This window comes from Paenibacillus lentus (genome assembly GCF_042714055.1).
Taxonomy (GTDB): Bacteria; Bacillota; Bacilli; order Paenibacillales; family Paenibacillaceae; genus Fontibacillus; species Fontibacillus lentus_A.
The window spans coordinates 140,374-158,473 of sequence record NZ_JBHGVC010000009.1; the positions used below are offsets into that span (position 1 = coordinate 140,374).

At 45.5% G+C, this 18,100-nt stretch carries 22 protein-coding genes; all 22 read right to left on the minus strand.

Going from position 1 to position 18,100, the window contains the following annotated elements; all coding sequences use genetic code 11:
- Positions 1-5 precede the first annotated feature (5 nt).
- Positions 6-1,331: a phage tail sheath family protein gene (locus tag ACE3MQ_RS19560; RefSeq protein ID WP_379395753.1), complete on the minus strand. Its 1,326-nt coding sequence runs from the start codon at positions 1,329-1,331 to the stop codon at positions 6-8.
- Complete coding sequence (locus ACE3MQ_RS19565; protein WP_379395755.1) at positions 1,332-1,526, minus strand: hypothetical protein; 195 nt, start codon at positions 1,524-1,526, stop codon at positions 1,332-1,334.
- Positions 1,519-1,956, minus strand: coding sequence for a phage tail terminator family protein (locus ACE3MQ_RS19570; protein WP_379395757.1), 438 nt, complete (start codon positions 1,954-1,956; stop codon positions 1,519-1,521). Before ACE3MQ_RS19570 ends, ACE3MQ_RS19565 begins: the two co-directional genes overlap by 8 nt.
- A gap of 504 nt (positions 1,957-2,460) precedes the next feature.
- The gene (locus tag ACE3MQ_RS19575; protein ID WP_379395759.1) at positions 2,461-3,390 is read right to left on the minus strand and encodes a copper amine oxidase N-terminal domain-containing protein; all 930 of its coding nucleotides are present in this window, start codon (positions 3,388-3,390) and stop codon (positions 2,461-2,463) included.
- 123 nt (positions 3,391-3,513) lie between these two features.
- Positions 3,514-4,242 carry a spermidine synthase gene (locus tag ACE3MQ_RS19580; protein WP_379395761.1) on the minus strand — a complete coding sequence of 243 codons (729 nt, stop codon included), beginning with the start codon at positions 4,240-4,242 and terminating at the stop codon, positions 3,514-3,516.
- 41 nt (positions 4,243-4,283) lie between these two features.
- Entirely contained in the window at positions 4,284-4,829 is a 546-nt protein-coding gene (locus ACE3MQ_RS19585; protein ID WP_379395763.1) for an RNA 2'-phosphotransferase, read from the minus strand.
- 34 nt (positions 4,830-4,863) lie between these two features.
- The gene (locus ACE3MQ_RS19590) at positions 4,864-5,706 is read right to left on the minus strand and encodes a TIGR02452 family protein (protein WP_379395765.1); all 843 of its coding nucleotides are present in this window, start codon (positions 5,704-5,706) and stop codon (positions 4,864-4,866) included.
- Positions 5,703-6,164, minus strand: a complete 462-nt coding sequence (locus tag ACE3MQ_RS19595; RefSeq protein WP_379395767.1) for an NADAR family protein — start codon at positions 6,162-6,164, stop codon at positions 5,703-5,705. Before ACE3MQ_RS19595 ends, ACE3MQ_RS19590 begins: the two co-directional genes overlap by 4 nt.
- A gap of 109 nt (positions 6,165-6,273) precedes the next feature.
- Positions 6,274-6,495: a phage holin gene (locus ACE3MQ_RS19600; protein WP_379395769.1), complete on the minus strand. Its 222-nt coding sequence runs from the start codon at positions 6,493-6,495 to the stop codon at positions 6,274-6,276.
- 1 nt (position 6,496) lies between these two features.
- Entirely contained in the window at positions 6,497-7,405 is a 909-nt protein-coding gene (locus ACE3MQ_RS19605; protein WP_379395771.1) for a glycoside hydrolase family 25 protein, read from the minus strand.
- Between the two features lie 80 nt (positions 7,406-7,485).
- A complete protein-coding gene (locus ACE3MQ_RS19610) occupies positions 7,486-7,623 on the minus strand; it encodes an XkdX family protein (protein ID WP_379395773.1) in 138 nt (45 codons plus the stop codon).
- Positions 7,623-8,066, minus strand: a complete 444-nt coding sequence (locus tag ACE3MQ_RS19615; RefSeq protein ID WP_379395775.1) for a hypothetical protein — start codon at positions 8,064-8,066, stop codon at positions 7,623-7,625. The genes ACE3MQ_RS19610 and ACE3MQ_RS19615 overlap by 1 nt, the downstream gene beginning before the upstream one ends.
- A 12-nt stretch (positions 8,067-8,078) precedes the next feature.
- Complete coding sequence (locus tag ACE3MQ_RS19620) at positions 8,079-9,554, minus strand: hypothetical protein (RefSeq protein ID WP_379395777.1); 1,476 nt, start codon at positions 9,552-9,554, stop codon at positions 8,079-8,081.
- Between the two features lie 3 nt (positions 9,555-9,557).
- Positions 9,558-10,649 (minus strand): siphovirus ReqiPepy6 Gp37-like family protein, encoded by a 1,092-nt coding sequence (locus ACE3MQ_RS19625; protein WP_379395924.1) that lies wholly within the window; start codon positions 10,647-10,649, stop codon positions 9,558-9,560.
- Positions 10,650-10,659: 10 nt separating this feature from the next.
- Positions 10,660-11,517, minus strand: a complete 858-nt coding sequence (locus ACE3MQ_RS19630; protein ID WP_379395779.1) for a distal tail protein Dit — start codon at positions 11,515-11,517, stop codon at positions 10,660-10,662.
- Between the two features lie 10 nt (positions 11,518-11,527).
- Positions 11,528-15,544: a hypothetical protein gene (locus ACE3MQ_RS19635; protein ID WP_379395781.1), complete on the minus strand. Its 4,017-nt coding sequence runs from the start codon at positions 15,542-15,544 to the stop codon at positions 11,528-11,530.
- 63 nt (positions 15,545-15,607) lie between these two features.
- The gene (locus ACE3MQ_RS19640; RefSeq protein ID WP_379395783.1) at positions 15,608-16,018 is read right to left on the minus strand and encodes a hypothetical protein; all 411 of its coding nucleotides are present in this window, start codon (positions 16,016-16,018) and stop codon (positions 15,608-15,610) included.
- A 58-nt stretch (positions 16,019-16,076) separates the two neighbouring features.
- Positions 16,077-16,214: a hypothetical protein gene (locus ACE3MQ_RS19645; RefSeq protein WP_379395785.1), complete on the minus strand. Its 138-nt coding sequence runs from the start codon at positions 16,212-16,214 to the stop codon at positions 16,077-16,079.
- Between the two features lie 14 nt (positions 16,215-16,228).
- The gene (locus ACE3MQ_RS19650; RefSeq protein WP_379395787.1) at positions 16,229-16,693 is read right to left on the minus strand and encodes a hypothetical protein; all 465 of its coding nucleotides are present in this window, start codon (positions 16,691-16,693) and stop codon (positions 16,229-16,231) included.
- 75 nt (positions 16,694-16,768) lie between these two features.
- Positions 16,769-17,332 carry a major tail protein gene (locus ACE3MQ_RS19655; RefSeq protein ID WP_379395789.1) on the minus strand — a complete coding sequence of 188 codons (564 nt, stop codon included), beginning with the start codon at positions 17,330-17,332 and terminating at the stop codon, positions 16,769-16,771.
- Complete coding sequence (locus ACE3MQ_RS19660; RefSeq protein ID WP_379395791.1) at positions 17,325-17,669, minus strand: hypothetical protein; 345 nt, start codon at positions 17,667-17,669, stop codon at positions 17,325-17,327. The genes ACE3MQ_RS19655 and ACE3MQ_RS19660 overlap by 8 nt, the downstream gene beginning before the upstream one ends.
- A complete protein-coding gene (locus tag ACE3MQ_RS19665; RefSeq protein WP_379395794.1) occupies positions 17,666-18,097 on the minus strand; it encodes an HK97-gp10 family putative phage morphogenesis protein in 432 nt (143 codons plus the stop codon). The genes ACE3MQ_RS19660 and ACE3MQ_RS19665 overlap by 4 nt, the downstream gene beginning before the upstream one ends.
- Positions 18,098-18,100: the final 3 nt, after the last annotated feature.

Sequence of the window (18,100 nt, forward strand, 5' to 3'; positions counted from 1 at the left end):
CTCCCTTAACGTACTGTGACACTGATATAAATTTTTTCGACGCTATCCACGGCTTGAATCCAAAGATTGATTCCAATGGAATCTGAATCCTTGCCCGGCAGCACTTCAATATCTTTTTGAGAATCAAAGTTTTGGATCGCACCCATATCCTGCAGGCTCTCGAGATAAGAGACCGCTTCAGCTTTAAACAGATTTCGCCCGTCTGCATCATTGGATACTTTGCCAAGGAAATGCTGTTTGAACACCCTGGATATATCATTAGCGATGGCGTCCAAGGTGCGAATAATCCGGTTTTTGCTAAAATACTTACCCCGGTCCATCGTAAATGTCTTGAGCGTATTGATATCCTGCACAATTCGTACCTGTCCGTTATCGGCTGTAAGCACCATTTCGCCGTTACTAATCGCCTGAACAAGCTCTGTCTTCGTATATTTCGGTGATACATCAACAGCGTTGGGGATCACCGCATAAGTCAACGATTGGTTTACGTTTGCCCCTGCTTCCATAGCTGCAATCTCCCATACCAGATAGGTCGGTTCTACCGTTAAGCCGTCAGCGGTCACGACACCGTTTTTCAGGCTGATTACACCTTCATGATCCGCTTCAGGATAGTTGCACAGTACGGTCTGAAACTTCTTCCCCTCGTTCTCCCGCAGACGCTTGGTATAAGCCGTTGCGAGTGATTTGATGACACTATCTTCTGTAGGCACGGCCAACACGTCAAATTCCTCCGCCTCAAAGGCTGCAAGGGCTGCGGTATATTCCCCAGCTCCGCCAGAATCGTCCGCCCCGCCCTCCAAAGAGGTCACAGCGGCGTCTGTCAACTCGCCTGTACCGCTAAAGTCCACAAAGTCATTGGATACCAGATCCTCTGCTTTTTCAACAGTCTGAATATCCACTTCCTCCTGATCCAAATACGTAATGACATTAAAAAAGCCCAGCATATCTATGTTGGACTGGATCGAGACTTTCAGATCATTTCCTCGTGAGCCGCCGTATTTAGCCGTCGCTGTCAAACTGCCTGACACGGTGCTTGCCTTTACCGCCTCTTTTGCTCCCAAGCGATAAATCAATACTTTATTAACATGGGAAAGTGCCGCAGCAATATGCCTGATCCGTGGGTCGACCGCATTAAAGCCGATAGCAGCTAACGAGTTCTGCATAAATGTGCTTGCTTCAAGTGTGGTGACTCCTTCTTTACCCCAAGGCAGATGAGCGGGAACCGCCAATATCCCTCGTTCTCCTAATTTACCAAGTGCCTGTGCTTCAGATTTGAAATTAATGTACACATCAGGCAATACTTTGTTTTGTGTAGTCCAAGTGCCGCCCATTTATTTCACCTCTCTGCTCATAAATTGTTCTACTAACTGTTTCGCTTGTGCGATGGTATAAGTCTTATTATCCTCCAGCACGATGCTAAGGATATCTCGATCAACACCTTGCCACTGCTCAGATTGCACAAATTGTTCCTTCGTAAAGCGAGCTGCGTTCGTCTTTTGCTTTGTATCTTCTTCTTTTTTAGCCATAATTTAAGAATCCCTCCTGCTCGAGTGTTTGCATTTTTGGTGTTTCCGGCTTCGGCTTCCACACCCAAAAGTTATAATCCACAAAGAAATGTAATATCTGATCATTAACTTCATGCTTCATATTGATCCCCCGGTATATTTCGCCATCGATCTCTACTGCCGCTAGCGCATCATAGAGTATTTCAGCCGTCGCATGAGCCTCTTCGTTGTATTGCGGCCCCACCGGGAAAAAGGTAATGTCGAAGGTATGAGTGCGGATATAGCGCCTGTCCAGTTCTTGCACTTGTGATGTTGTTAGCAATTGAACCATGAAATATGGTGTTTCCAGGCCCTGATCAATCTCTTCGTCATAAATCGTTATGCCAGGAAATGCTGCGGTCAGAGCGCCTGCGATTCCCTTACGAATGCGATTTGAACTTACTTTGTTCATAGCAGCACCCCTTTCTGCCATTCTCGCGTTGATTTTCTTCGTAATAAAAAAAGACCGATATGCTTCGGTCATGAGTATGCCTAATCCATTCGCAATTCGGGTGGCATAAGGGTATTGGGCGGCAAATTAGCTAATCCTTCCTGCAGTGCGTTCATAGCCTCCTCCTTTCTTATCATCCATCGTGAGCGGGAATTGATCTGGAATTCACACCACAACAAAAAAAGCCGGCAAAATTGCCAGCCATGACATCAAGTGTCTGCCCTTTTGTGGTGTCCATGAATCTAATTCCCACACTATCATTATAGCCCGGTTATTTTGGCAAAGTCGGACAGGCTTTGGTCAAGGAGCGGACAGGTTGCGGCCTTTGATTTGTATAATATGATATTTTTCTCTGCTTTCTCTTTGGCAATGAAGTCGGCAATACTTATCGTACTGAATAGGGTATTGGCTGGGGGAGAATAAAAGTTTGAAAAAGGTCTCGCTAGATAGCAAGACCTTGAAAAACTAAAATATTATGGTGTTCAAATACTCAGGCTCACCGTAATCGTCCATTAAAAAAATCCAAGCTTCACTTTGTACAAAGTCATACGAAACTACATAAATAAAGCGAAGGGTTTGGTAATTGCCATTTGGCAATAAAGTGACAATATCTTGCGGCAGACCTAGCGGATCAAACGTAGTTTCATGCTTTACTTGAAGAAATATATTCGTTTCATCCTGTTTAAATATCTTATTAATGTCATACGCAATGTTACGTGTTAGTCGATATACAATGTCACGGTCATTCTGATTTTCTTCCAGAATATACAGCATATCATCTATGTCTGTAAATTGAACAACCAGAGAATATAGCCCATTAGAGTCTGTTGAGCCACTAAAGTTTACATCGATTGAACGGCCATTAATATAAAGAGCAGGATATTTGTTTGCAAGATATTGATTACGTTCTTTATCCGTAGTATAGCTGTTACTTGAGGACGGAGCTTTCGATATTGTGACAGTAGGTACAGATGATGATTCCGAATGACTCGTAATCTCAATAATTTTTCCCGATACGTTAATGCTAGCTCCAGTCGCTTCGCTTATAAAACGAAGCGGAACAAACACACTGCCGTCTACAACCTTCGGAGCTACTTGAAGCAGAACAGGAGAACCATTGACATAAGCCGTTTTCTGTCCAACATTCAGAATAATTGATGTGCCGCCTTTAGCGCCCACAATCTGCTTCTTGGCTTGATTCCAACTAATTCCAATACCAAGATCGTTGAACACGGGTTTGAATTGAACTAATGTGACTCCATTTTGAACAATGGGATCGTGATCAAATAGAACAGTTTGGCCATTGATAACGACATTCATCCGAGAATCCGCGTTTACCGTGCCAATAACAAGTGTAAAAAGAAAAACGGTGATAATGGCAATTTTATTTTTCATGATAACTCCTTTACTTCGTTGTAATCGCACTAGCGACAATTCTTTCTTGTATGTCCAAGTGAGAATGAGCCTTTAACATTATAAATTACAGATGCTGATCCACCGCAAACGTATTAACTATGGTCATAGATAATATAACCCTGCCTCAAACTCGATAAATCCCGCCATATGCCGGGTTTGATATCGGATGTTTTGTTTGCTGCCCATCATAATAATATTGCGGAGATCCCTGTCCCCTTCAACAGGTAAAGCGAAGCATTTTGTATAAGGAAACACTTCACTAAGCGTGCTATGTATTGCATTCATCCAACGATCCTGCTCGCCTCTGCCCATAAGGTTCATGATCAGCGAACCGTGGTGCTCCAGCTTGCTTGCGGCTATGTGAAAGAACTCGCTGGACAGAAGATGGCTAGGCGTCCCCTTAGGTGAAAATGCATCTAGGACGACATAATCATAGACATGCGGAGGTTCGTTTTCCAACAGCTCTCGACCATCACCTACCCTCACATCATCCTTGGAATATCCAAACCACTCCCGGCTAATATCTACGACAGCTTGATCTAACTCAGCCACATAAAACGATCTGTCCGAAAATTGCTGGGAGAGCGTTCCAATCCCATGTCCAATTATAAATACGCGTTCAAATGAGGCGTGGTTAGATTCCATCAGATGACAGATTGCACGAGGGTATTCCAGCACAACACGTTCAGGATTAGCCATATCCATGGCCCCTTGTACAGCCTCTTCCGAAAATTGAAGCACGCGAAAAATCCCCTTCTCTCCATCCAGTTCCACAGCCTCATATACGGAAACCTCATGACCTTGGCTGAAGGTCTTATACAACAATTTCAAGCGAGCTGGTTCCCTTCTATGTTGAATTGAAATGATATTACTTAACGATCGATGTATTTCCACGGTACATGATCACATAGCCATACCTGATTTTCCGATCGATAAAAGGTACATCCATCCCGATGCATAGCTCCTGCCCGAACTGTCAGAACAATGGGCTTGCCATGGCGGCCGCCCACGCGGGTGGCTGTCTCCCTCTCCTCGGTGAGATGTACATGCTGCCGGGATTGCTTCGTAATTCCCTGCATGCGAATACTGTCAACGGATCGTGCTGCCGTACCATGATATAAGTATTCTGGCGGAGCCTCTACTTTAAGCTCTACATCTACAGCAAGGGAGTGGCCTTGATTCGCACGAATTTTGCTGCGGTCTTCATTAAAGCTATAGCGCTGTTTGTTATTCTCTCGAACAATCCGTTCCAGAGTATTCATATCAACGACACGCCCTGCACGGTGCAGGCCTGCAAGCAGTTCCTTGACATCCGCCCAGCCGTTGGCGTCAAGCTTGATCCCCACTGCTCCGGGATTATGACGCAGGATCAGGCTCAGAAACCGCCCAAGCTCTACGTCTGGTTTGTTTTGTCTCATTTTCGTTTCCTCCTTTCATATCATATACGGCTTCCTATAAACCGTTAAATGTCTCTTCAAAAGCACGAATACAAGCTCCACCCTTTCGATCCAGCACAGCGTACTCAATGCGATCAAAGAACACCCCATACCCTTCATCCTCCAGCAATTCTTTCCACCACACCGCGACTAATACCGGGTTATTACGGAACACCCCGCAGCCGTAGGCACCAAGAATAAGGTTCTTATCCCCCTTGTGAGCAAAAATCGCCAAGGCCAGCCGCATTCGCTCCTTCATCACCTTGGCCGCTTGCGCAGTATCCTCGCCTTTCAGCACAACCTGCCCGTAATTTACGGCCGGCAATGTCAATACGGAAGCACGTACTGGAGTCTCCAGCAGTTCAAACTGCTCATTCCTGAAAAACACAACATCCGGAGAATAGATGGCATGATCGGTGTACATCATCGATTTATATTCCCGATTCGCCTCATAGTAAACCTTATTGCGAAGCTGCGTACCATACAGACCGCTGGATGCAGCCAAACTTTCCTCCTGGGCCATGGCTCCGTTAAGGAAGCCGCCTCCCGGATTTTTGGCACTGGCAAAGTTAAGTACACCAACGTTGTGAAGCCCTGCGGCACTCATATTCAGGATAGCTTCAACCGTAGCCCGAGGAGCTACTTCCTGTTCAAGCTGTTGCCGAGCAGGATTGAAACCAGCTAGCTGTTCGCGTGATTGTTTGACAAGCACTGCCCCTTCATCCGGCGTAATCAACACACTCCTGGCTTCCGAATCGTTCTGGGCAGCACGGATGTCCACCGTCTTCCCCTGATACTCGTAATATCCTTGCTCCATAATTTTTACGGTTTCTTGAGCAATTTCTTTTCGTTTCATCATTTCTGTTCCTCTCTCGCAAGCAACTGATCGCGCACCTCAGTAAGCGCAAAACCAAGCAGGTTCCTCCCACGCCATTTCATCGGATTCTCAGCATCCGGGTTGGCTTTGCCCATTCCAATTCCCCAAATGCGGTCGCGAGGGCTTGCTTCTACTAAAATTCGATTTTTCGTCGTCTTCATAAAAAGCCACAGCTCCTGACTCTGCTCGAACTTTGCTAAATTCCCCTTTTTAACAATGTCATAGCTGTGCTCTTCCCATACCTTTTGGTCAAATTGACGTACCGCGCGTCCAAATGCTTTCATTTCCTTCGGATGACTGGCAGCCATGATCTTCGCAAGCATCGACTCGTCTCCAAACAGCCGCGCCTTCTCCGCCATCATATATTGCTCTGTACAGGAGTAGGTCGCCTCCTGTAGCTCGGCGCGATTGTTTGCAAAAATCCGTACTCTAGTTTGCAAACAATGATTTCTTGCAATATGTATATCATTAAACTTCCTTTAAAGGCGTATAAAACCCTCATTATATGTAAGAAAGGGGACTCCTTCCAACAGAATCCCCTTTTCGGTTTTACAAATTATACCCGCCGCTATTCGGCTTAGTCGGGTTGCTGATAATTCCGAGCGTAGCCAGCAACCCCAGGAACACGTTAGCGACAGTCAGGATATCCTCGCGCATAATGTCAGTCAACTCAAACGTTCCCGTTAAGTGACCCAGTAGTTGCAGCAGCAACAACACTTGAGAAATGATACTGATCCAAAGCGCATAGTTGCGCCATCTTTTCTTATTCATCTTATTTACCCTCCTGTTCAATTAGTTGCAGGCGCTCATCTAGTGCCGAGATGTCTACCGCATTGTCGGCAATCAAGGCAAGCAAATTTCGACGTAGGCGATTAACTACAACAGCAGCTTCTTCCCTTGTAATTTGTCCACCAGGACGACTGCCATCAAAATACCCGTTTGCGGTAGCCTCTGCCCAGTTTTCCGCAGCCCAAGCACTCACCTGGTTTATATCCTTTTCACTCACTTTCGGTTCCTCCTTCTCTGTTCCGTATTTAGCTCGTAGCTCCGCCACGGTACCGTCGTATTCATTCAAATCCACCACGCCGTTAATTCCGTTGACCTTACGTGATCCGCTTGGGAGATAGCCGCCATCCTTGCCATCGCTATATTGCCAGAACTCCCAACGCTTCCAGCCAGATGCGTCCGCTGGTGTTTGAGTGCTGTATCGGGCAATCCAAAGCGGATATTTGGTTAAGCCGCTGAAATTACCAATGAACGCCGGATAGGTATAGAGAATCGGTGTTATTCCTGTTAAGCGTTCCAGTTCCTCAAGAAATACTTTTGCCACCGTTGTAGCTCCCGCAGCACTTAAGCTACCGGATTTTGATTCGTAGTCCAGTACAGGGGGGAGATCGAACCTGACCCCGGCGGATTGGATGGCATTGTAAAACGACCTAGCTGCAGCTTTAGCGGCATCTGCCGTGGTGACTTTATTGTCTAAATAATGATAAGCGCCGATCAGCAGACCTGCTGCTTTTGCTCCTCTGGCGTTTTCCAAAAACCTCTTATCTATGCTATTTTGAGTCGCCTTTATAAAGGCGAATGAAATCCCGTCAGCTGCAACCCTTTTCCAATCAATTTGACCCTGCCAATGCGACACATCAATCCCCTGCGCATTACCTTGTTTACGTGCTTGCATCTCCTAACCTCCTTAAGTAAAGTTAATAGCCCCCGGATCGGCTCCGAGGGCAAAATAAAAACGCCTTTAAGGCGCTATCTCTACACATATTCAACTTCGGTGATTTCCTTGTACTGCTGCGGCGTGATCATCTTGGCAACAACAAATGTTTTCAGATTGTCGGGCGTGTACGCTGGATGGCCATTGTCAAAAAATCGCTTGATCGATGCAAACCACATTACTCAGCACCTCCTTTCAGCGCTGCGACCTCCAGCAATAGATTTCCGACAGTATCCTCCAGCGTGGCAATCGTAGCTTTGTCAGCGGCGTTTTCTAGCAGCAGGTTGCCCATATCAGATTCGAGCGACTTTACTTGCTCTGATAGTGGTAGCTGATATAAAGGTTCCTCCAGCTCTTCTCCGTTGGGATCGGGATAACTGAACTCCAACTCATATGTTGATGGGTTTACTCGAAAACCGTCACACTCCGAGAAGTCCTGCGAATATTGGCCGTACTCTAACTGGATCATTCCAACAGTTTCAGGCACTCTCTCGGCAAGAGCGGTATATGCCGCAAAATCATCATCCTGCGTAGTTTCATGGACATATCCACTACGTTCTCCTGTGTCTACTAGCACACTCCCGCCCAATTTATCAAAATATATTTTTCTGCCAATTTCCATAACCAAGCCCTCCTAATCAGTTGCAATATACCCCCACGAAGCAGAATATCCAATAGTTAACCCAAAATTAAACTTAAAGCCCCCGCTAATTATCTCAAACGTTGACTGGGTTGAAGATACATCGATGAGCCCGCCCACATTCAAAGTATTTACAGATACCAGTGAGGGCGCATCTAGGCTGTAAACCCCAAAGATAGAATGTACTGGGGATTTATACACAATAATATTGCGAATTGCAAACGGTATTCCGGTAACTGTTCCTGCTGATCCAGAGGGCGTGGTGATGGAGCCAATAACAAACCTTTTTCCAGTAACGATCTGTCCAATCTTTTGAGCTAGTACTGTATTTGTATCATTAACACTAGCTGGGATACCTTTTGCCGTTATCTGGTCGGCAAACGATTGTTTCTCCGCGGTGGTCATGCGTTCCAGCAGGCCAGCAACTCCAAATATTGAAATGTCTTTCGGGTAGTTGGATGCCGAAACGGCAAATGTCCCAGTGACCAATCCCGACTCTGTTCCTATCGTTTTTCCAGAGCGAACTTCACTTGCGACAGCTGTCCCATACTCCCCCCCTTCACCCTGTAAGATAAAAGCCGTTCCACTGTACACAAACGTATAAACCGAGTTGGCTTTCAGATTCCCCGCAGCTACCGCATTGCCATTGCCTTTTAGGATGCTCTTGGCTCCAAGTCCATTCACGTTCAGGGTTGCTGCAGCAGTGTTAGCTGCATTAATGCGGACTGTAACCCGTAACCCCGCAACAAGAGCCGTAGGAGCCGGGCTGGGCGTAACCGAGTATGCATTTCCGCTGTTGGTCGTAACACCATATCCACCAGTCAGCACCCTATTGTCTACGTACTCAGTCGTTGCGAATCCCTCATCCTGCACCGACTGCATGAAATCTTGCCATTGTTGTTGATACTGTGCTGTTTTTGTGTTTAACCAGGCTTGAAATTGGTTGAAAATCAAGGTTGTATCCGCCTGCTGAATGAACCCAGTAACAAGGCCGCACACTGCATTGTTCAGCCGTTCATCCGTAATATTCTCGGGCAATATGATTGTAGTATTCGCCTTTACCCGTACTTGAGCCAGGCTAAGATCATAGATGTCGCCGCTGCGGACAATTGCTGGTGGGCTTGGAGTACCGCTAGGTAATCCCTGAAGGACTATGGCTTTAATCGCCCTGACTGGTGTACTTGTGTCTAGTCTTAAAATGATGCGATCAATGCGATCCTGGGTGGTTGCTGGGACAATAGGAAGTACCAATGGGGAATCAAATACCTTGTACTGATAACCGTTAATCCAAGCAGCGCCTAGATCAATCATTACATTCGCATCGGCTCCGGTAGCTGTAACTTTAAGTTTTGTCCCGCCGCTGAATACTCCATTCGCAATAAATTGTGCGAAATACTCGGCAAATTCTCGCGCTGGATACTCGCGGGGATCGTCCGCTGTTGTATCAAAAAAACCTGATTTTTCTGGCACCTTTTAATCACTCCTCTTTACATTTGACTGCAGCTGCTTCACAAATTTGGTGATCGTCGGGATTTCATTACCTAGCGCAATTTCAAGAGTACTGGCTGGCTCGTAAATCTCCTTAATCTCAGTTATACGGCTATCCATTGTTAGTCCCCATTTAAGATTTTGGAGAGTTACCCGATCTCCCAAGTCCCAATCCTGCTCATAAACGAAGCTCCCCGTATTCAGTATCATTCCATTGAAGGTCTGGATTCTCTTAAACTCAGATAGCTTCTGTTCCCCCAGCTCCACCAATTCCACTAAATCTTCCGCGCTTGAACAGTCCAGGAAAACCTCTCGCCGTGCCAAGCCTGAAGCCCTATTGCCGACAATCTGGATTAAGCGATCCTCATCCTCGACGGGTCCTCCTGAATAGCCAACATTTTTGTATTGAATATATGAGTCCACGTACTGCTGTGATTGGATATTGTCATATTCATGCGAAAAAATCACTGGCGGCAATGCTGATTGAGCGGTAGTTAAATCCCGCCCAGGCAGTACATCGAACACCCATTTTTTATTTGAGAAGTCTAATGAAACACCCCAGCCAATATCACAAAACTCAGCGATTTCTTGGATAACATCACTCAACTGCTCATACCTGGTCTGCCAAGGCGTCACCTTCCCCCGCCCCTGATCGGGAGCCAATATAAAAAACGGTATCCGCCTTTCAGCATAAATACCGTGTACGATATGGTTATTTACGTAATGCTTCATTACTGTCTCAGCAGCTCCACGTACACGATCATACGTGTCACTGACCGTCAGCCTCCGATCAAACACCCCGCCTAGCGTTGAGCCGCGAACCATCAATGTCTCTACACCCTGGTCAGTTTGCATGATCTCTGTATGTGTTATGATACCGGACTTATGGGGCTGATTATTTATGCAAATCACCCGATCCAGTAACAATTGATCTACGCTTTGTTTACCTAGAGCGATATGCAGTTCGAACTCCCCAGGGCGGTAAAATCGGCGGGTAAATTGAAGGCTTTCGTAATCGTCAATTTCACCCTTCAAGTTAAAATCCGTATCTAAAATTCGTACCGATGGTGCTGTCATGTCCAAGTCATCACCCCCCATAATAACGGTTATACCAGTAAACTGTTACCGTGGCCGACTGCTGATCAGAATCAAAGTCGCTACCGTAGGTTAGAATGTTTTTGCCTGGCTGCAGCTGAAAGAACTTACTTCCAAGGTCGATCCAGTGAAATACATTTTCCCGCGAGCCATCGCTCTTGAGGACTTCAACCCTCTTATTACCGAAAGCCGTATTGATCAAAAGGATATCTGCTGCAGTTAATTCGTAGTTCACTTTGATATATTCGCCAGTTGTCTCATTCGTGACAACCGGGTTTACTGCCGGTCCCTGATATCTGATTTCAACTGGCGCGGCCACATCCCCTGTGTTCTGAAATGTTCCCCGGTAGGCAGAGTAAGCGAAAATAGTAGGAGTTCTGAGCGGGAAGGTCAAACCACCAGTCTCAAATTTCAGCCCCTTTACTGTCTGGTTTTCATCCCGCCAATACGGATCATTACATACGAAGCTGGCCGTAAATAGTTGATTGTTAGACAATCGGTCACCGGGAGCTGCTCCTTCCTCGCAAACCGCTAAAATTACATAGCTCCGCGCATCATTGGTGTACGTTAGCTTGCCTGGACCCAGTTTAGGATTCAGCACGCGATTGAGCTTTTGACGCAGCTCGTACATTTCCTGCCGAGTTCGTCCCATGATCGCACCAGTTATAGTTATCGGGCGCTCGGCCAATTGTATGTCTTGATAAGATGATCCATCCTGATAGGGAGATTTAGTAGATCGGATATCTGCAGGTACTCCCCCTGTGCCGTCAATGTGCGAGAGAATAAAAGGCTTGAAGGCACCGAATACAATGCTTTCGCCTCGGGCGTTAACAAATGTCACTGTCTGCATTCGGTACCTCCTATAGTTTCATGGCCAGCTGCTGAGCTGATTTCGTCGTAGCTCGGGAAATGTCGCTAGGTGAAGTAACGGGAGCTGAGAAGGTGTTGCTGACTGAAACGACCGTCCCACGCACTACCGGAATAGACGACGAACCTGACGAGCTGCTTCCTGAAGAACTTCCTGAAGAACTGCTTCCCGCCGAAGCAGAAGCGGCAGCTACCGCTGTATTCATGGCCGAAACAGCAGCGCTCCGGGCAGCGTCAATCTGTGAATTGATTTCAGCAATCAATGTTCTGATCTGCTCAACCTTCTCTTTAAACCCCTGGTACATCTTCTCACCGAGCGTCTGGCCAGTAATGTTATACGAATCTCCAAAGCCCTCCAGAAGCTCAAGAATCTCTTCCTGTTGGTTCTGGATGATCATTTTCTCGGCTTCAGCCTGCAGAGCCTTAGCCTCAAGCAATTTATTGTAATGCGTCTGTGTATCCAGCAGCTGCTGATCAAGGGATGCTTTTTGTGCGGCGTATATGGCGTTAATCGTATCTTGCTGTGCTTGATACTCTTCAGCCATAATTTCCTTTTTCGTCACGAGCTGCTGCTTGATCGCATCCGTTTCTTGCTTCAGCTTCTCCTGCAGCTGCTGTTGCTCCGTTTTAAGAGCTTCTTTTTTATCTTCCAGCTGCTCCTCTTGATGGCGCTTCTCCTGGGCTGCCAATACTTTATTCAGTTCCTTCTGCAGCTGTATCCGGTTAAAATCGTCGTGCTCGTATTCGATTTTTGCGGTTAGAGAAGCAATCTTCTTAGCGTCTTCAGCATCCAGTTCCGCACGAGATTTCTGTTTCTCAGCCTGCTCCAACGCATCGAGCTCCGCCTGGATCGCGGCGATCTGTGCATTAAAGACTTTGTTCAGCTGTTCAATTTCGGCATCCGCTGCGTCCTGGGCTGCCTTCACCCGATATTCATATACGGACTTGATAGATTCCAGCTGAGCTTTCTTCCAATTTTCATTGGCCTGTAACTCATCTTTAATCCGATCTTCAGCTGCCTTTTTCTCTTCTTGATACTTAGCTTTGAGGGCGTCCTGAATGCCTTTTGAAAGGTTGTTAATCTCATCGATTTGCTGCTTGTTATATTCCTTGGCCAACCGTAGACGCTCATTGGTCTGCTTTCGGATTTCTTCTGTGATCTCTTGCTCAATTGCCTTCTTCTCAGCTGCTGTATAACGATCATCTGCCAGCACCTTATTCAAGTAATCACGATTGATCCATATTTGATCTTCTATTAATTTGGATTGCAGCTTCAGGATTTCCTCATTACTAAGTTCCTCTCGCGCCAGCTTGTCTTCATAGTCTGCTTGTAATTGTTGCTTCGCAAAATCGGAAGCATCCTTAAGCAGTTGTTTCTCCGCTTCAACCTTCCGCAGGTTAGCATCGAAAATCATGTCATCAATCTGCTTCCGTTCCTCGGCAGAATCGGCATATAGCTTTTTGATTCTCTCCAACCTAATAATTTCATCATTCTCGCTCAGCTTACCAAGCGCTTTGGACTTCTCGTAATCATCCAAGGCTTTCGCCAGTGAAGCATCCCCCATGGCTTTACGCACATCATAGATACGCTCCTCGATCTCCATACGCTCGTCCGCAGTTTTGATGTGCTTTGTCTGAATTTCTTGAAGCATCTTAAGCTCGGATTCCAGCGTTAACTGATCCAGCTTCTTCTTGTGCTCCAGTTGCTTATATGCTTCAGTTAAAGCCTTATTCTCATAAGCTTTTGAAGTCTTCTCCTTCTTGGCAGATGGTAGCTTGGCCGGGGTTACTGGAGCGACGCCATAGACATCTTGGGGTTTGCCACTAATAACAGCCTGCAATGCCTCTGCTTCTCCTCGCATCTGCGCTAGTTCAGCATTCATTTCAGCTAACCGCTGGGTAGATTCAATCGTATGAGCAGTAATTTTGTCTTGAGCTACAGCGATATCTACTGCTGCCTGAATGTGCTTGATCGCTGCTTCTTGTTTAGCAATGGCATTGTTCTTTTCTTCTAATGAGCTTGCGGCAAGAGCCTGAACCTGCTGCCATTCCAATTCAATTTCCCGTTCTTTAACTAGGAGCATGCCCTCAATAGCTTTTTTGTTGATCCCTAGTGAATTAGCGTATTGAGGAAATTGTTTGGCTAATTCATTTTGAGCACTAAGCCAGTCCGAAGACCCTTTCTCTGCCGAGTCATACTGCTTAACCAAATTTCGAATTGACTGGACTTCTGCAGATCGTTGAGCAATGGCTTTTGCTGAGTCATTAATTTGGGTCATTGTTGGTTTACTTGCGTCTTTGATTGCCTTGTTGTAAGTCTCATGTGCCTCAGTAAGTTTTTCCATAGAAACGGTAGCTATATTACCGTTTTCATCTATAAATTCGAGCGCAACTCCAAACTTTCCGGCCGATTCACTGAGTTCTTCTAAGCTTAGCCCTAAGTCTTTAGCAGCAACATCTATTGCTAACACATTGTTTCCCATCTTAGCACTGTCACTATTCCCTGCAACTTCAATAAGCTTCTCATAAGAAAGAATTAGCTTCTCTAATTCTTCTCTTTTTAACTTGATTGTTTGAATTTCTGCCTCATCAATACCATTTTGCTTTATTTGCTGTAGCTCCTCTTGTGCGGCCTTCAGTTCCTTCGTAGCTTCCTTAGATTTGTGAATTTCGACTGTTACAGCTGCTACCACTCCAGCTAGAGCGGTTAGAGCTAATATCCAAGGATTCAACATTAATGCGGACATTGTTGTTCCAAACAGAACAGCCGCAGCATTTAGGGACAACATCGCAACTCGGACAGCTGCAAGACCTGCAACAAGTAAGGAGAGCACTCCGATAAAGGTTGTGACTGCCGCTGTGAGCGCCGGGTATTTCGTTAACATTTCAGTTAGAAAATCCACTACTGGCTGGATCACTCCAACAATTTGAGCCATAACTGGCGCAAGTGCACCACCATAGGCTTGAGATAGTTTTTGGGTACTAGCATCTAACATGGCCTGCTTGCCGCCTAATTCATCCGCATATTCTGCAGCCCGCCCCATATTTGCAGCAGACTCTTCCATGATGCCCTGATAAATTGCTTCAGCTTTCTCCGCCTTAGTTAACTCATCTGTCTTTTTACCAATAGATTTCGCATAATCCTCATTCATTTTGGCTATGTTCTTTTGAACTCCCGCCGCATCAGATAACACGGAGTTTTCCATTCGGATACCTTCCGTCGTCACCTTTACAGCTTCCCCCAAACTGTAATGAGCTTGGCGGTTATCGACTGCGGTATCTTTTAGTGCTCTAACTGCGGCTGCCGCCTTGGATACGGTGAACCCGTAATTAACCAAGTTTTTAATAGATGCTGCAGTATCCGCTTCAGAGATCAAGCCATCATTTGAGAGCTCCTTCATAACATCTAAGGCTTGTCCTACATCTTCGCCAGTAGATTTGATCTGATTGGCGAATCCCTTCATTACTGAAGCATAGTCATTATGAGCCTTAACAGCACTTGTGACGCCCGCAACAATAGCAGCAAAAACAACTCCAGCAGTCGCCCCGACTTTTGTGTATGCAGCTTTTAATTCTTCCTGAGCTTTTGCAGCTTCTTTAGCTGCTGTAGATTCTGCTTCAGCAGCCTTTTTAGCTTGTTGCTCACGTTCTTTCGCTGTCTTGGCTACCTCTTTGGATGCGTTAGCTTCTTCTCCCATTGCCTTAGTAGTTTTCTTAATTTCCTCGGTTACTTCAATCTGAGCCGATCCTAAATTATCAGTAGCTGCCGTGACTTCTTTGAGCTGATCTCCTTGTTCCGCCAGTGCTTTATTTGATTCATTTAAAGATTTATCTAGCGTAGATGTACTGGACGCCGTTTTAGTTATCGATTCACTCAATTCGTCCATCGCCGAGGCAGATCGGACAGCTTCCTGGGATTGTTCGGCTAATATTCGCTTTGCTTCTTCGAATCCCTTATCCAGTGCATCTGCTCTTACTCGTATACTTATGATAAGATCGCCTAAGTCCATTTATATCACCTGCCTTTTGAAGCATATAAAAAACACCCTCAATAAATGAGAGTGTCACGAATTTTAGAATCCGGTTTTAATATTTTCAATCTTCCAGCCAAATGCTGTTTTTATAAAGGTAACTTGCGTTGAAGCAATACCTTCGTCACCACCGATGGTAAGAAAGTTTCCAACTGCTGACTTCCCGCCATTCTGGAAGGATATTGATCCCGGATTTGTACTAGTTTGCCTACCATCCTTCCAAAACGTTTTTTTGAAAACTTCAAAACGATCATTATCATACATTTTTTTGGTTTCATTAGCTAAGTACTTTCTAGCTGTTTTATAATTTTCTTGTGTCAAATTGATAAGAAACTGTTGAGCTGCATCATCAGGTGTTCTACCGCCTTTGTTACTCTGATAGTAGAATCCCCCTCCGATTAAAATTACAGCAATTAAAATAAAGATCGCTGACACAATTCCTTTTTTTCTCATAAAGACACTCCCCCGAATAATCATAAGCCTATTGTACCAAATTCAGGAGATTTTGGAATTAGAAAATCTCATCCGCAAAAACTTCTTCATCCGCATCTTCAGTAGGAAGTGCATGCATTTCATTGTATTGCTCTAACACCATAATGAATTCATCATAGTAATAATCTTCAAGAAATTCACGCTTTGAAATGCCCATAATCAGGGCACTGGCTATGATTTTCTGGAACCAAGCTTCAGTATTCTCAACGGATTCTCCTTTGCTCCCCCCATCATCTTTTTTATTTCGGCGAAAAAATCCGTATAATCGTTAACCTCCCAGAAAGCTTTTAATACATCGAATGTTTCCTTCGGCGACAACTCGTCTCTTAGGTACTCATACTCCGTATCAATGAGCTCTGCAATCAGTCTCAGGAATTGTTCTGGGACTACCCGTAACAACTTTGATATCATCCCATAGATCATGCTCTCGTCTACGGATTTCAGTTGTTCAATGACCTGATCCGGTTTCATATTAGGAAAGCACTGTTTCAATATGATCTCCGGTAGATTCTCCATCGTCTGGATCGCCTTGAAATACTGACCGTTTGGCAGCTTTTTTATAACAACCCCATGTAATGTATAGCTTTGGGGGATAGACGTCTGAACGCTATTGTTCTTCGCTTTGAATTTAAACACGATAGTCCCGCCTTTCTTCATAATATGTAATCAAAACAAAGAGCCCGGTCTGACCAGGCTCTCTTCACGCAATTCTTATGGAGTTGGAGCTGTCGAAACAAGCTCATCCAGCCAGGCTAAATCGGCAGCGGTAACCGAATCCTTCATATCTTTTACTTTATTATCCGTCTTCCGCTGGGTAATCTTCCCGGTAATTTCAACGGCAGTTGCGCTGTCTCCGCTACCTTTCGTGTTCACAACATCCGTTATCGCATTACAACGTAGGGCATAGACTTTATACATTCGGTAATTTCCGTCAGAAGTCAGGGCTTGAAATGAGATTCCGATCTCTGGCGCTACCGTATCCGAATAATATGAATAGACTCCAGTATCCTTATCATACTCCCCACCTTCAAAGTGTGATCGGATCTCTAGCGGCAACTCAGCGATTGTTAGTTTAAAACCATATCCATTTAAATCTGACCCGGACTCATACACACCATCATCAGCCGGGATTGACCATTCCTCCGTATCTGGTTCCATCGATAGAGATTGAGCACCATTGACTGGAACCTTCTCACCGACAGTGTAGCCTTGTGCATCATTCTTGGTGATTGGAAAGATACCTAACCCTTTAAAGCCTTTCAATATTTTAGCCATGTTCGGCCTCCTTCGTAGTGGTATATCTTAAAATTTTCCGTTTGACGGAGCCGGAGAGATCATCTGCTGCAAAAGTTCGCCAAAACCCAAGTTCTCTCATAATCTTTGCAACGGATTGAGCCAGCGGCTCGATCATTTCCGTGTCTTCCCCCCAAATGTGAATATAAAATTCAATCAGCGCTTCTGTTGCCTCATCATCGGCTTCAGATATATCCTGGTTGGTTGCTTCATAAAAAGTAATCAAGGGCACTTTAGGTATATCACTAGGGTACTCCGGACTCACTGGGCAGCCCAGGGTTTCCAGTGCAACCCTGATCTGCGGCTTCAAGTTTATCATTTCAACACATCCCGTAAATGTTTCACCATTACCGCTTTAACCCGATCCTGATTCTGGATTAAAGCAGGATACAAGAACGGCTTCGGACGACTTCCTTTCGTCCAGCGGAACTCACCGTCCTTGTTCTTATACACCCAGGGTGTCTTGCGTCCATTTCCATCGACAGCAAAAATGCCGGTTCCAAACTCCTTATAAGGCGCGTAAAAAACATTGGTTCCGACTCGGCCAATGATTTCACTGTCTTCCTCGTCTACCTGATGTTGAATAGAGTCGCGAAGCTGGCCTTCATCCACCGGACAATTTTGCTTCGCTGCACCCTCAACAACAAGACAACCCTGCGCTACAGCCTTTACTAATTCTCCGCGAAGCATAGCTGCGACGGCATCAATATTGCCAAATACCTCGGACGTGTCAATAGTTACTTGCATGTC

What these genes read in the sequence shown, in the direction of transcription:
- ACE3MQ_RS19560 (WP_379395753.1), bottom strand. Translation starts at nt 1,331, where the DNA reads ATGGGCGGCACTTGGACTACACAAAACAAAGTATTGCCTGATGTGTAC.
- ACE3MQ_RS19565 (WP_379395755.1), bottom strand. Translation starts at nt 1,526, where the DNA reads ATGGCTAAAAAAGAAGAAGATACAAAGCAAAAGACGAACGCAGCTCGC.
- ACE3MQ_RS19570 (WP_379395757.1), bottom strand. Translation starts at nt 1,956, where the DNA reads ATGAACAAAGTAAGTTCAAATCGCATTCGTAAGGGAATCGCAGGCGCT.
- ACE3MQ_RS19575 (WP_379395759.1), bottom strand. Translation starts at nt 3,390, where the DNA reads ATGAAAAATAAAATTGCCATTATCACCGTTTTTCTTTTTACACTTGTT.
- ACE3MQ_RS19585 (WP_379395763.1), bottom strand. Translation starts at nt 4,829, where the DNA reads ATGAGACAAAACAAACCAGACGTAGAGCTTGGGCGGTTTCTGAGCCTG.
- ACE3MQ_RS19590 (WP_379395765.1), bottom strand. Translation starts at nt 5,706, where the DNA reads ATGATGAAACGAAAAGAAATTGCTCAAGAAACCGTAAAAATTATGGAG.
- ACE3MQ_RS19600 (WP_379395769.1), bottom strand. Translation starts at nt 6,495, where the DNA reads ATGAATAAGAAAAGATGGCGCAACTATGCGCTTTGGATCAGTATCATT.
- ACE3MQ_RS19605 (WP_379395771.1), bottom strand. Translation starts at nt 7,405, where the DNA reads ATGCAAGCACGTAAACAAGGTAATGCGCAGGGGATTGATGTGTCGCAT.
- ACE3MQ_RS19610 (WP_379395773.1), bottom strand. Translation starts at nt 7,623, where the DNA reads ATGTGGTTTGCATCGATCAAGCGATTTTTTGACAATGGCCATCCAGCG.
- ACE3MQ_RS19615 (WP_379395775.1), bottom strand. Translation starts at nt 8,066, where the DNA reads ATGGAAATTGGCAGAAAAATATATTTTGATAAATTGGGCGGGAGTGTG.
- ACE3MQ_RS19625 (WP_379395924.1), bottom strand. Translation starts at nt 10,649, where the DNA reads ATGACAGCACCATCGGTACGAATTTTAGATACGGATTTTAACTTGAAG.
- ACE3MQ_RS19630 (WP_379395779.1), bottom strand. Translation starts at nt 11,517, where the DNA reads ATGCAGACAGTGACATTTGTTAACGCCCGAGGCGAAAGCATTGTATTC.
- ACE3MQ_RS19635 (WP_379395781.1), bottom strand. Translation starts at nt 15,544, where the DNA reads ATGGACTTAGGCGATCTTATCATAAGTATACGAGTAAGAGCAGATGCA.
- ACE3MQ_RS19640 (WP_379395783.1), bottom strand. Translation starts at nt 16,018, where the DNA reads ATGAGAAAAAAAGGAATTGTGTCAGCGATCTTTATTTTAATTGCTGTA.
- ACE3MQ_RS19645 (WP_379395785.1), bottom strand. Translation starts at nt 16,214, where the DNA reads ATGGGCATTTCAAAGCGTGAATTTCTTGAAGATTATTACTATGATGAA.
- ACE3MQ_RS19655 (WP_379395789.1), bottom strand. Translation starts at nt 17,332, where the DNA reads ATGGCTAAAATATTGAAAGGCTTTAAAGGGTTAGGTATCTTTCCAATC.
- ACE3MQ_RS19660 (WP_379395791.1), bottom strand. Translation starts at nt 17,669, where the DNA reads ATGATAAACTTGAAGCCGCAGATCAGGGTTGCACTGGAAACCCTGGGC.
- ACE3MQ_RS19665 (WP_379395794.1), bottom strand. Translation starts at nt 18,097, where the DNA reads ATGCAAGTAACTATTGACACGTCCGAGGTATTTGGCAATATTGATGCC.